The sequence below is a fragment of the Paraburkholderia acidiphila genome (assembly GCF_009789655.1).
In the GTDB taxonomy this organism is placed as follows: Bacteria; Pseudomonadota; Gammaproteobacteria; order Burkholderiales; family Burkholderiaceae; genus Paraburkholderia; species Paraburkholderia acidiphila.
Window position 1 is genome coordinate 1,007,665 of the sequence record NZ_CP046911.1, and the last position, 12,097, is coordinate 1,019,761.

The window sequence follows — 12,097 nt, forward strand, 5'->3', positions numbered from 1 at the left end:
CAGCGCTAGTGCAAGCGGACCCGGTGGACATTTGGGCCGCAGTTCATTTGGCGTGAGTACACCTTCGGCGATGGTTGAAATAGTGCCACCTCACCCACCCGCACCGGTCGTGAACGCATACGCACCGCCACAGCGCGCGCCCGACAAGCCCGCCCCTATGAACGCCGCGGCGGCGCCCTCGCCAGCCCGGAGCGACTACGCCCCGCCAACGAACGTGACGACTTCGGTCCGAAACATGGCCGCCGGGGCGCCCGTTACGCCGATTGCGAACAATCAGGCGCCGCCGGCTGCGACGGACCCCGTCCCTCGCCCAGCCCCTGTTGCGGTTGCAAAACAAGTTGCCGCGCCGGTGGCGAACGACTACGGTCCGCCAGCCGTGACCGGCACGGGCAGCGGCGCCGGTCCTGCACGGGCTGCGAACCATTACGGGCCACCGGGCGGCATGACCGGTGCGACCAAAGCCGGTTTCGCGGTGGATACGGGCGGCTATGAGCCACCAATACTGACGCCGGCGCGTGGCGGCAACGGCCTGCAGGAGGCTCCCGACGAGTCAGCACAGTAGCGCCTGGCCAGGCGCTTCGGCGCGAGGTCGCGCGCCTGGAGACGCTCGCCATGAGCGCATGACCGGCCTCCCTCGGCAGATCGCTTTGATATCGGCGATCTCACACCGATCTACAACGCCAAAACCCGGTTCGTGCGCGGAAAAGCCACGCGCAATCGAAGTACGCGAGAACTCCACGAATTCACGACAATATGGCGAGCCCTGCGGCAAACAACCGCACCCCAACGCCGCAGGACGCCGGGCCATGCAATCAATGCGCGTCGTAGACTGTGCGTTTCGACGCTCGTAGCCTGGAACGCCGTCGTGCCCATTCACTATCTGCGCAGCTTCACCTCCGTCGAACGCACCGAGCGGGCCAACCTGCGGCTCGGCCGCGCACTAGCGTGGGTCGCCGGCGCGATCAATGCCGGCGGGTTCCTCGCCGTCGGGCAATACACGTCGCACATGTCCGGCATCGTCTCGTCTCTTGCCGACAGCGCCGCGCTTGGCAACAGCGCCATCGCGTTGTCCGCTATCAGTTCCGTCCTTGCCTTCGTGGGTGGCGCCGCGACTTCCGCCATTCTGATCAACTGGGGACGCCGCCGTTGCGCGCGCAGTGTCTATGCGCTGCCGCTCATGCTCGAAGCCGCCCTGCTCCTTTGCTTCGCCGCGCTCGGCGCGAATCTCGAGATTCATCGTGTTCTCTTCGTGCCGCTGACGGTTGCCGTGCTCTGTTACGTCATGGGCGTGCAGAACGCCATGATCACGAAAATCTCACAGGCGGAAATCCGCACGACGCATGTGACCGGCATCGTGACTGATCTGGGAATTGAATTAGGGAAGGCGCTGTACTGGAATTGGGGCGTACCGGCTTCAGCGCCGCAACACGTGGCGGCCGACAAGCAGCGCGTACGCGTACTCGGTTCGCTGCTCGGCATGTTTTTGCTTGGCGGAACGCTGGGCGCACTGGCATTCCGCCATTTCGGCTTTGCCGCGGGCGTTCCTTTGTCGATGCTGCTGGTTATCCTCGCCAGCGTTCCGGTCACCGACGATTTGCGCCGCCTGCCGCTGCGCGGCCTTTTTTGAGGACGACGCCGCTCCCTGATGGACGAGACCAGGCAACTTATTCGCTGATCAGAAACTTGTCGCGATTCTTCGCGTCCTTGATCCAGTTCGGCGCGCGTCCCCTGCCGGACCAGGTCGCGCCACTTGCGGGATCGCGATATTTCGCGGGCGCCGCACGATGCGAAAGCCCCGGCCTGCCACGTCGACTGCCAAAGATGTCCTGCTGCGTGTAGCCGAATTCGGCCACCTTTGCGCGGATATCGGCGAGAACCGTCTCGAACTCTTGCTGCCGGGCGATGGCCGCCTGACTCTCGAGTTCCGCGAGTTGCGCTTTGAGTTCCTTGTACGTTGCCACGAATCGTCTCCTGCGCGTGGACACCATTCGCTAATCATAGTGGCTTTCGCGCACGCCCCCTCTCTACGTGATCGCTCGGCCGTGGCCGATGCGAAAACAAGCGAACGCGGCAGATCGATCAGGCCGCGACGAAGACGACTGCCCCCACATCGGCGACCTGAGCGAACAACCGTACAAAACGATAGCTTTGCGCCTGGATAGTCAGTTCGTTGAGCCCGGAGCGCGTGCCCTCCAGTATCGCCCGGGCCACCGGCTCGGGAATCGCGCCAAGGTGCGTCCAGTCCTCCTGCAACAGAGCGGGATCGCCCAGATAAACTTCGCTTTTCCCGCCAGGCGTGCGAACGAGAATCAGGCTTCCCCCCTTGTCGAGTGCAAGCTCCAGATACTCTGACAAGGTTGCCAGCGCCTCTGTGTCGACATCGTGGGCGGCATGTGAGTTCGAAGTCATAGGGTGACCACGCTGAGTAATGTTTCGCTCACTATCGTACCCCTGCTCCCGCACGTGCGCCTCAATTTGACACTTGTGCGGGTTCAGGGATGCAAACCAAACATACCGTGCCAGATCGCACTGAAGAAGTTCGCGTGACGACGATCGTCGGCGTTGCGCGACGCTTCGTCAGTTGCGCGATGCGTTGCGGATGGCGGCGTCGCCTCGCCCGGTTCCCCGGCTTCGCGCGGCATGGCGTTGTCCGCCTGACGCGACCGATGCAGCGCGAGCGCACCATCGGCAATACGCCCGGCCAGTTCGGTTTCGCAATCGCCAGCGAGCAGTGCGCCGAACACGACATCGCGGTTGTAGCCCTGCTCGGCGAAGCGCATGGCCACGGCCACATGCCGCGCATACGCCTCCTGGCGCGCCGCCTCCTGCAAACGCGCTTCTTCTTCCTGCTCGCGGGCGAGACGCCCCATCTCCTCGGCGTAGACCGCGTCATAGACGCTACGCTGCGCCGGGTCGGAAAGAATCGCGTAAGCTTCCTTGAGCTCCTGGAACTGAGCGTGAGCAGAGGCTTCGCGTCCCATATTACGGTCGGGATGCGCTTTCATCGCGGCCCTGCGGTAGGCCCGCTTGATGTCCGCGTCGCTCGCGTCGTCGCTTACGCCCAGCAAGTCATACAACGTCGCCATGGCTCGCACAATATGAAGTGAGATGCCGTCGATCGTAGCATGTCGTCCGCAACCATACCGGCCGAGCGCAGACCATCGATCAAGTGTCCTAATCAAATGAACATCAATTGGCGAGGTCTACCCGTAGCGCCAACCCGCAGCGCGGAGCCTTAGCGTCGAACCCGTGTCCAGCGACACCAATCGTGATGATCGAGATTGCGCAGCAAATCGGCCCTGCGCCGTTCGCGCCGGTAGTGAGCGGTGACACTAACTGCGGCTATCAAAAGCACGATCGTGCCGGCAGCCATACCCAGCCAGGACTGGTCCACGTCAGCCTCCTCAGATCCATGCGGATCGCAACCCATTTGTGAGCAACGCACTCTGAATATAGCCTGCTCATGTGACAGGCTATGCGGTCTTGACCGCCAATCAGCGCACGCGGGCCACCGCTCTCAGGAGCGCATCGCCTTGAGGTGTCACTCGGGGCGTTGGAAATCCGGATTCAGGCGTGTCGACGACGACCAGATGAAGGTCGCGAAGCGCACAAAGTTCCTCCCGGTCCGGCTCAATTCGCCCAGGCGCATTCTTTATCAGCATCAACGTGGCAAGTTCGTGGGGGCTCAACATGTCATTTCCCTCCCGCATGATCCCGCTTTTATCCGCTTCTATCCGCGACTTTTCGCTACTTCGAATTTGATCGCGGTTATGCACGCACTCGTTGCCCGAACGCAATGCGTGCTACCTCAGCTTCGCTGCAGTGTCCGATGCGATTTCCATGTACGCGCGCGTGTAGCCGGCCGCCTGCGAAGCGACCCACGGCAACAAGTCGACCTGGCTGCGCACAAGTTGCTCTGGTGTCTGCGCGGACACGATGCCTTCGAGATGCTCTCGTGATCCAGCGAATATCGACCTGCAAGTCGCCAGATTCAGGCGCGCCACTTCACACAATCCATCGAACAGATGGCCGGTCATCGTAGTGATATGTACGGCCCACGATCCGCTTTCTGCAGCCACGAATTTTTGATTAGACATACTAATTTATCCCCCGTGCATTTCATCAATCGTTATGTCTGTATCGACCCGCTTGATGTATGGCTTCGCAACGCGAGCTGCGTTGCCCGTCGAGAAACGAATGCCGGCGTCGATCTAGAGCCTTGATTCTAACTTTGTTAAATCCGCGTCATGAGCAGGGATGAGTCAGGAGTTTCCCCAATTCATTGCGCAAGCTGGTTGCGCGCGAAATATGACGGTGGCGTTTTTCGAACAGCCATGCGGAAAATTGACTTGTCAGATTGACTCTCATCCAGTCAGACAAGCAAGGACGCGCTACCGGTTTTGCACCAGCTGATGATGCAAGACGTCAAACAAGGCAGCGCTGCGATGAGGATCCGTCGCAAGTGAATTGCCGGTACCGCGCCGCTATGCCCTGACACACAAGGGTGGGCTGGCAGATCAATGTGCGCCAGCTTTCGCCGCATGGCGTTGCGCGAGCACCTCGCGTATGCGCGCGAGATGCAGATCGCCGACGGCCGTGTGAACGGGCTCGATCTTGCGGGCGCGACGTGCAGCAGGAGGCCACGCGCCCAGGTATCGGCACAGTGCCGAAACAAACGGCCGCTTTCCACCGCCGGCAAGCTGCCGGGCCGCCGCTGCCACGCGATCCGCACCTACATTTGCGAGCAGCCATTCAAACGCCTGACGGTCTTCGTCATTCACGATGCGGATTGGCGATTCCATGCGACGCTCCTACTGGACGTAAACACACACTGTTAATTTATACAGTATTTTGCGTCCATGCAAGGAAGATCGGGGAATCGCCCGTCCAGCGGCGTTGCATCGGGAAAACGCATACGCGAGACGCTACTCGCTGGCCGCGGCATCTCCTTTCTGCGCTTTCAACCGGTTCCTCACAGCGGTCACGCCCAGTACCGGTCTTGCCGCATTGGCTGCGCGCGAGACCTGCCACGTTTCCGGCACCGTGCCCGTGAGCGTGACGACGCCATGGCTAACCCGAATGTGAATGTCCGAATCGTCGAGGTCCGGTACGCGCCGCAGGGCGCGGCGAACGTCACGCACCACCGAGGTATCCGGCCGACTACCGGGCGTCGATGCCGATACTCTTTGCATGGCCACACCTGGCGGCTCGTTCAAGCCGGTTTGCGCGTTCGCACTGCTTGCACTGGCAGCGCAGCTTGCCATCGCAACGAACACCATCGCGCCGATCGTGCCTGACGTGCCGTTCGCACCGCTTCTGTTCATGCTGCCTCCTGCGGGTCGTGTCTACCGAGGAAAAGCGTCACTTGCACACGTATGTTCGCACAGGAATTCGCACGTCGCGCCCGCGATGGCCGGAGCCGCCACGATGCCTGCCCGCCCGCACACGACGCATGGAGAACGCAACAGATGACTTCAGCGCCGCACTACGCTACCCTAACAACTCCGATACATAAAGTCGTCGTATAACCATGTCACACATCAGCACGGGCGTCGAATACGGGCTGCATTGCCTGCTTTATCTTGCCGGCACGCCTGCCGGCGTGCGCGAGGCGAGCGTGCGCGACCTCGCGGAAATGCAAGGGGTGCCGGTCGATTACGCCGCCAAGCTCTTCACGCGCCTCGCCAAGGCCGGCATCGTCGAGTCGACCGAAGGCATACGCGGCGGTTTCCGGCTCGCCAAACCCGCGCGGAATATTTCGGTGCTGGATGTGGTCGACGCCATCGACGGCGAGAAGGCGCTCTTCGACTGTCGCGAAGTGCGCGGCCAATGTGCGGTATTCAACGACGCGCCGCCCACGTGGGCCACACGCGGTACGTGCTCGATACACGCCGTGATGCAGGGCGCCGAGCGCGCCATGCGCGCGGAGCTCAAGCAACACTCTCTTGCCGATCTCGCCACCCGCGCGTATTCAAAGGCGCCTGCCAGCTATCAACACCACGTGGTGGACTGGTTCACGCAGCGCGCCGCCAATCGTCGCGGATAGCAAGTGCCGCCTTGTGGAGCGTTTTAGCAAGCGAGCCAAAGCGCGCAAGCCTCCAACGAGGCTTGCGCGCCTGACCGAATCTGTCGCGTTCCTGACGGATTACGCAACCACGATGCGAAGCGGATCCGCAGCGGCGAGCGCCTGCTCACGGTCCGCACGCGGCGGATAGATCCACTCGGAGTTGATCTGATGCTTGAGTTTCTTCGCCTCGGCGCCCTGCAACTTCACTTCGCGCTCCCACCCTTCCGTATAGACCGCGCCCCAAGGGCCCAGATCCAGGCATGTGACGTACTTCGGCTGACTATACGGAATCGGCTCGAGGCCGAGCAGATCGGCGGCGACGTTATGGCCTGCCGAGCGCCCCAGATTCATCGCGTGCTGACACGACATCATCGTGTGATTGCCTTCGTCGTCGGTGGCGGCGCGGGCAACGTCGCCCGTTGCGTAGACACCGGGCACCCCTTCCACCGCGAGATTGCGATCGACGTGAAGACGTCCCATGGCGTCGAGCCGGCCCGGAATCTGCGCGGTCAATGTGCTTGCGCGCAGCCCGGCCGTCCAGATCACCGTGTTCGATTCGACACGCTCGCCGTCCGCGGTCGTGACGCCGCCGGCGTCCACTGAAGCCACACCCGAGCCGAGCTTCCAGGTCACGCCGAGCGAGCCCAGCGCCTCTTCGATCACGGGGCGCGGGCCAGCGCCGAGGTCGGGGCCGATCTCGCCGTTACGCTCGACGATGATCACCTTCACGTTTGCATGCTCGCCCAGCGCCGCGCGCAAGCGTGCCGGCATTTCCGCTGCGGTCTCGATACCGGTGAATCCGCCGCCCGCCACCACGACGGTATTGCGCGCGGGCGAGTCCGGCTGGCTCGCCAGATTGCCGATATGCGCCTCCAGTTCGACCGCTTCGTCGGTCTGGTCCACGCTGAAGGTGTGTTCGGCGAGGCCCGGAATCGACGGGCGGAACAGGCGGCTGCCGGTCGCCAGCACAAGGCGGTCGTAGCCGAGCGTAGCGTGCTGGCCGTCCGCGCCGGTCAGATCCACTGCGCGACGCTCCACGTGAATGCGCTCGACCGTTCCCTGGACGAACTTGACGCCAGTCGCCCCGAAGATTTCCGTGAGCGGCGCCCTGAAGTTCGCCGGGCCCTCTTCGTACAAACGCGGCCGGACATGCAGATGCGGGTCCGGTGCGATCAGCGTGATTTCCACGTCCGTGCGCCCCGCTTCATCGAGCAGACGCGCCGCGCTGAGCGCGCTCCACATGCCGGCGAAGCCGGCCCCAATAACAAGAATACGCTTCGACATTTTTGCTTCTCCAATGCAGGGATACGTGAATTCGGGCGTGGCCCGCGCCGCGCTGACGCAACGCATAACTCGGATTCTATGAGTCGGAGTTTAAAGACGCAAGTGCCCCATTTGGGACACACTGTTGATCGATCAGGCAACGCTGCCGCGAAGCGGCATACGGCTACGGCTGCCAGGACATGAAGAAGTCGACCAGACTGCGCGGCGAATTGCCGCCAAGGCAAGCATCGAGCACCTCTTTTGCCGCCGCCGCTTCGCACGCACTGCGAGTGAAAAGCGTTGTCTCGTACGCAAGGAGCGCGGCTTCCATGTCGCCGCTATGAGCGGCCAGGGCCATGGCGAGTTCAGCACCGTCGAACATCGCCAGGTTGGCCCCTTCCCCGGACGGGATCATCAGGTGCGCCGCATCGCCAAGCAATGTCACGCCAGGCCTGCGCGACCATTTGTGCTCCACAGGAAGCGCATGAATCGGGCGAAACACGGGGGCCGTCTCGCCACCGGTAATGAGCGCAGTGAGTTCGGGCGCCCAGCCATCGAACGCATTCGCAACCGTGGCAAGAACGGCTGCCGGGTTGGATGGGTCGATGCCGTCGATCCAGTCTTGTGGCTGCTTCAGTTGTACGTACGTGTGCAACACGCCGCCCGGCTCGCGATGCGCGACGATGCCTTTGCCCGGCGCGAGCGCAAACATTGCGCCTTCGCCAACCGCTTGCGCGCTCGCCTTGTGATGCGCATCGCAGTCGAATAGATACGTCTCGACGAATGCAGTGCCGACATAGGCCGGTTTCGCGTCCGATAGAAGCGGGCGGACTTTCGACCACGCGCCATCGGCACCCACCAGGAGATCGGTCATCACTGTCGCGCCGTTGGCAAAGCTCAGAACGTGCCGGCCGCCGCTGAGGGGAGACACCGCGATGACTTTATGCCCCCACCGCACCATACCGGCGGGCAGCGATTCAAGCAGAATTCGCCGCAATTCTCCACGCGGGACTTCGGGTCGGCCGCCTGTTCCGTCGTCCGGCTGCTCATAAAGGACCCGGCCCTGGCTGTCGAGAACCCGCGTGGCCTGACCGCCGGGATGGACGATCTCGAGGAACCGGTCGAAGAGTCCGGCCGCCTTCAGCGCGCGCTGGCCGTTGTTTTCGTGAATATCGAGCATGCCGCCCTGCGCTCGCGCATTCGCCGAGGCTTCCGCCTCATAGATCGTCGCAGCAATGCCGTGAACGTGGAGGACCCGCGCGAGCATGAGCCCGCCGAGTCCCGCGCCGATGATTGCAATCGATCTCTTCATCCTGCTCCCATTCGTCTCGTCATTGAACGACCGCATCTTATGGAACGTCGTTCCATAGTAATATGGAACATTGTTCCAATGACGTCAAGAGGATGCATGGTCAAGAAAGCGCGTGGCGTACAACGGCGCGAGGACTCGCTCTCACGCGAGCGGATCGTCGAGGCGTCGATCGAGCTTCTGGATAGCAGTGGCGAAGGCGGCCTGACGTTCCGCGCCCTGGCCGAGCGACTCGCCACCGGTCCCGGCGCGATTTACTGGCATGTCGAAAACAAGAGCGATCTGCTGAACGCCGCTTGCGACGCCATCGTCGCTCGCACCATGGACGCGCCATTGCCTGACGCCACGCCACGAGCGGCGATTCGCGCCCTCGCGCTGGGGATGTTCGACGCGATCGACGACCATCCGTGGGTGGGTTCGGTGCTCGCGCGCAACCCGGCGCAATCGGCTATGGTTCGGATTCTTGAACGTTTGGGCCAGCAGATCCGCGCACTCGACGTGCCTGACGCTGCGCAATGGGCAACGGTGTCCGCATTGCTGAGCTACATCCTCGGCGTGAGCGGCCAGAACGCGGCGAATGCGCAAATCGCTCGCGAGCAGGACGCCGATCGAAGCCACTTTCTCGACGAGGTCGCGTCTGTGTGGTCGCAACTCGACCCCGGCGACTATCCGTTCACGCGCAGCGTGGCCAGACAGTTACGCGATCACGACGACCGCGCCGACTTTCTCGCAGGCATCGACCTCATCCTGCTTGGCATCGAGTCGGCGCATGGTCGTTGAGCGCGACTACATGCCCATGCTTGTCCCGGCACCCGTGCTCGTGCCGGTGCCACTGCCCGTAGCCGTGCCCGCGCTCGGCGTGGCATTCAAATCGATCCTTCCATACACACCGTTGGCTTCGTTATTCGGCCCTGCCGCGAAAAACAGCGTATTGGAAGGCTGACTCTCGAGGCCATTGCCAAACGCAATGCCCCACACGCCCGGCTCGACAATCACGCTGCCGTTCGAGGCAACGAGCGGCCCCATCGACTGGCCGCTCGATGCATTGAACGCGTTGACCGTGCCATCGCCGAAATTGCCGATCAGTATCGCGCCACTCATCGAGCCGAAGTTCGCAGGCGCTTGCGCTATGCCCCACGGCGCGTTCAGCGGGCTCCCCGTCGCGAAGCGTTGCTTCAGGTTGCCGGCCGTGTCGTACACGTCGACCATGCCGAGCCCCGCACCCGCGACATCGTCGTGTTTGGCCGCGTCTTGCATTGCGTAGGTGACGAACAGATTCGAGCCGATCGCCTGAATGCCGAACGGCGCGAAGCCGGCAGGGATGACTGGGTCCGTAAAGGCGCCGGGCATTGCGACCTTGCTGAACGCACTATTGAAAACGTCGATCTTGTTGTTATGGAAGTCGGTCGCGTAAAGGAAGTTGGCATTGTTCATGGTCGCGAGCGCGAGACCCTTGTACACGGCGCCGCCCGTGCCGTCGTCGTACATGACGAACGCATTGGTGGGCTCGACCGCTGGCGCCCACGCGGTAATCGTGCCGCCCTCGCCCGCAAAGATGAACGCCGCGGCGCCAGACTTGCCGTTTGCCGTGACCGTGAAGCTCTGTGTGCCGTTGAAAACGATGCCTGTGGGCGAAGCCGGACCGTTCTTGCCGGCGGGAATCGTGACGACCAGCGATTGCGGCACACCGTTGCCGTCATACAGCGTCGCGACATTGCTGCCGTTGTCCGCGACCCAGACGAAGCCGTTCGGATTGAAGGCCACGCCCCATGGATTTTTCAGATTCGCGTCGGTGTGCGCGGCCGCTACCGCGCCATCCGAAACGAGGGCCGTGACCGCGAACGACGACTGGACGGGCGCGCTCGTATTGTTCGAACCGCCACTGGAACCGGAACTGGAACCGCCGCCGCACGACACAAGCGTCGCGATGGCCGCGCCACATGCTACGACGCCGAATACGGCGAGTAGAGGCTTCATGACCGCACTCCTCGTTCAGTCCAAAGGACTAACGGACAAAGAACGAGGAGAACGCGGCGTTTATTCCAGCGAAGAAACGGGGATGATGTCGCGCGCGATCGCAATGACTGAACTAGCTACCGAAAAGCGCGCGGCGGGTAACGAACGCTACGTGCGACCGCCCGATACCAGCACGCTCGCCGATACCGGCGGCGGCTTTTGCGGCGTACCCAGCAGTGCCAGCTTCTTCTCGTGCGCCGAAAGGACGCCACTGTCGTGCTTGTCCGCCTCCGCGTACTTCCGCGCCGCGTGAGACAGATCGCCCTCGTTTTCCAGCGCCTGTCCCCATAGTTCATACGCGGGCGCGAAATCAGGACGTAGTTCGACTGCCCGGGCCAGCCTGGCGATCGCCGCCTCGTTTTGTCCCGTGTCGACGAGCGCCTCTGCCCAGTCATGCAGGATGTTCACATCGTCCTTGTGCATGGTGTCTGCGCGATTGAATGCGCTGAGCGCTTCGTCACACCGGTGCGCGTGCAACAACACGTCGCCGAGCAGGCGCTGGTTCTCCGAAGTGCTGTACTTCTCGTGAGCGCCCGTTCGGAGTTCCCTGATCGCGGCGTCGATTCGCTTCTCCTGCTCGAGCGCGACGCCGAGGTTGGCGCGCAAGACGCCCGAGTGCGGGTACAGCAGGAGGGCGTCGCGTGACTGCTGTTCCGCCTCCTCGGCGCGGTTTTGCCTGAGCAGCAGCCACCCTTGTCCGGCAAGCGCCCACAGGCGCTCCCGTGAGCCCGGCCGGCGCAGGACATCGTCATAGATGGCTTCGAGCTCGCTATAGTCGCATTGGTCCAGCGAACACTGCGTGCTTTGCACCTTCGTGAAGAGATGGCTGGCGAGCGTGTTCGGTTCGACGAGCCGCATGATTTTGGCCGCAATGTCCTGCATCGCCTTGTCGAAGTCATTGGCGCTGAACGCGACGTCGTCGTACATGCGGTCGAATGGGCCATTTTCGATCTGAATATGCGCAATATAGGAATCCGCGCTGTTGCCGCTATGCGTAATGCCGATATGGACAATCACGTCCGGCTTGTCACGGAAAAACGTCGATTTCAGAAACCCGACAATCGAGGCATAGGACATGTCCTCGCCGGGAATCGTGATATTCGGTTCGTCGCCGTCGTCCAGCGACGCATCGTGCGGGATTGCGTCGCTTTCGCCGCTGATCCCACGCATGGCGGCAAGAATTCGTTGTGCCAGGAATTCCGGGGTGTAGCCGGTGTTGACCAATGCCTTTGGCGCTTCCACCGGCGGAACCTGGACGTGTTGCGTGCGCGCACCGGAAATGACGAGCAGGAAAAATGGCGCGGCCAGGACCAGGATGAACCAGGGGAGCACAAAAGGCCATAGCACGCTTGGCGCACGGGCGATCCACCTGATCAGAAGCCACACCTGCAACAGGCCGCCTGGCCCGCGATCCGCAACGCTCGACATGATGCACCTCGACT

At 62.6% G+C, this 12,097-nt stretch carries 13 protein-coding genes; 3 read left to right on the forward strand and 10 right to left on the reverse strand.

The window, feature by feature from the left end; translation table 11 throughout:
* Positions 1-865: 865 nt before the first annotated feature.
* Positions 866-1,627, forward strand: a complete 762-nt coding sequence (locus FAZ97_RS28805; protein ID WP_158762463.1) for a YoaK family protein — start codon at positions 866-868, stop codon at positions 1,625-1,627.
* A gap of 37 nt (positions 1,628-1,664) precedes the next feature.
* Here the strand turns inward: FAZ97_RS28805 and FAZ97_RS28810 are convergent, their stop codons facing one another.
* From FAZ97_RS28810 to FAZ97_RS28835, 6 genes are all read right to left on the reverse strand, one after another.
* Entirely contained in the window at positions 1,665-1,961 is a 297-nt protein-coding gene (locus tag FAZ97_RS28810) for an H-NS histone family protein (protein WP_158762133.1), read from the reverse strand.
* Between the two features lie 118 nt (positions 1,962-2,079).
* Positions 2,080-2,409: a hypothetical protein gene (locus FAZ97_RS28815; protein ID WP_158762134.1), complete on the reverse strand. Its 330-nt coding sequence runs from the start codon at positions 2,407-2,409 to the stop codon at positions 2,080-2,082.
* 83 nt (positions 2,410-2,492) lie between these two features.
* Positions 2,493-3,086, reverse strand: coding sequence for a J domain-containing protein (locus FAZ97_RS28820; RefSeq protein WP_158762135.1), 594 nt, complete (start codon positions 3,084-3,086; stop codon positions 2,493-2,495).
* Between the two features lie 717 nt (positions 3,087-3,803).
* Positions 3,804-4,097, reverse strand: coding sequence for a TIGR01841 family phasin (gene phaP, locus FAZ97_RS28825; protein ID WP_158762136.1), 294 nt, complete (start codon positions 4,095-4,097; stop codon positions 3,804-3,806).
* 420 nt (positions 4,098-4,517) lie between these two features.
* Complete coding sequence (locus FAZ97_RS28830) at positions 4,518-4,802, reverse strand: hypothetical protein (RefSeq protein ID WP_158762137.1); 285 nt, start codon at positions 4,800-4,802, stop codon at positions 4,518-4,520.
* Positions 4,803-4,925: 123 nt separating this feature from the next.
* The gene (locus FAZ97_RS28835; protein WP_158762138.1) at positions 4,926-5,324 is read right to left on the reverse strand and encodes a BON domain-containing protein; all 399 of its coding nucleotides are present in this window, start codon (positions 5,322-5,324) and stop codon (positions 4,926-4,928) included.
* 206 nt (positions 5,325-5,530) lie between these two features.
* On the opposite strand from FAZ97_RS28835, the gene FAZ97_RS28840 reads away from it, so the two are divergent.
* Entirely contained in the window at positions 5,531-6,046 is a 516-nt protein-coding gene (locus FAZ97_RS28840; RefSeq protein WP_158762139.1) for an RrF2 family transcriptional regulator, read from the forward strand.
* A 99-nt stretch (positions 6,047-6,145) separates the two neighbouring features.
* Here the strand turns inward: FAZ97_RS28840 and FAZ97_RS28845 are convergent, their stop codons facing one another.
* Positions 6,146-7,351, reverse strand: a complete 1,206-nt coding sequence (locus FAZ97_RS28845) for an NAD(P)/FAD-dependent oxidoreductase (protein WP_158762140.1) — start codon at positions 7,349-7,351, stop codon at positions 6,146-6,148.
* A gap of 163 nt (positions 7,352-7,514) precedes the next feature.
* A complete protein-coding gene (locus tag FAZ97_RS28850; protein ID WP_158762141.1) occupies positions 7,515-8,642 on the reverse strand; it encodes an FAD-dependent oxidoreductase in 1,128 nt (375 codons plus the stop codon).
* Positions 8,643-8,738: 96 nt separating this feature from the next.
* On the opposite strand from FAZ97_RS28850, the gene FAZ97_RS28855 reads away from it, so the two are divergent.
* A complete protein-coding gene (locus FAZ97_RS28855) occupies positions 8,739-9,419 on the forward strand; it encodes a TetR/AcrR family transcriptional regulator (RefSeq protein ID WP_158762142.1) in 681 nt (226 codons plus the stop codon).
* A gap of 6 nt (positions 9,420-9,425) precedes the next feature.
* Here FAZ97_RS28855 and FAZ97_RS28860 read toward each other — a convergent pair whose 3' ends face one another.
* Complete coding sequence (locus FAZ97_RS28860) at positions 9,426-10,616, reverse strand: TIGR03118 family protein (RefSeq protein ID WP_158762143.1); 1,191 nt, start codon at positions 10,614-10,616, stop codon at positions 9,426-9,428.
* Between the two features lie 147 nt (positions 10,617-10,763).
* Positions 10,764-12,083: a tetratricopeptide repeat protein gene (locus tag FAZ97_RS28865; protein WP_158762144.1), complete on the reverse strand. Its 1,320-nt coding sequence runs from the start codon at positions 12,081-12,083 to the stop codon at positions 10,764-10,766.
* Positions 12,084-12,097: the final 14 nt, after the last annotated feature.

Bases quoted from the DNA above. Each gene is read 5' to 3' on its own strand.
- FAZ97_RS28830 (WP_158762137.1), bottom strand. From the start codon at position 4,802: ATGGAATCGCCAATCCGCATCGTGAATGACGAAGACCGTCAGGCGTTT.
- FAZ97_RS28865 (WP_158762144.1), bottom strand. From the start codon at position 12,083: ATGTCGAGCGTTGCGGATCGCGGGCCAGGCGGCCTGTTGCAGGTGTGG.
- FAZ97_RS28860 (WP_158762143.1), bottom strand. From the start codon at position 10,616: ATGAAGCCTCTACTCGCCGTATTCGGCGTCGTAGCATGTGGCGCGGCC.
- FAZ97_RS28845 (WP_158762140.1), bottom strand. From the start codon at position 7,351: ATGTCGAAGCGTATTCTTGTTATTGGGGCCGGCTTCGCCGGCATGTGG.
- FAZ97_RS28850 (WP_158762141.1), bottom strand. From the start codon at position 8,642: ATGAAGAGATCGATTGCAATCATCGGCGCGGGACTCGGCGGGCTCATG.
- FAZ97_RS28855 (WP_158762142.1), top strand. From the start codon at position 8,739: ATGGTCAAGAAAGCGCGTGGCGTACAACGGCGCGAGGACTCGCTCTCA.
- FAZ97_RS28835 (WP_158762138.1), bottom strand. From the start codon at position 5,324: ATGAACAGAAGCGGTGCGAACGGCACGTCAGGCACGATCGGCGCGATG.
- FAZ97_RS28820 (WP_158762135.1), bottom strand. From the start codon at position 3,086: ATGGCGACGTTGTATGACTTGCTGGGCGTAAGCGACGACGCGAGCGAC.
- FAZ97_RS28815 (WP_158762134.1), bottom strand. From the start codon at position 2,409: ATGACTTCGAACTCACATGCCGCCCACGATGTCGACACAGAGGCGCTG.
- FAZ97_RS28840 (WP_158762139.1), top strand. From the start codon at position 5,531: ATGTCACACATCAGCACGGGCGTCGAATACGGGCTGCATTGCCTGCTT.
- phaP (WP_158762136.1), bottom strand. From the start codon at position 4,097: ATGTCTAATCAAAAATTCGTGGCTGCAGAAAGCGGATCGTGGGCCGTA.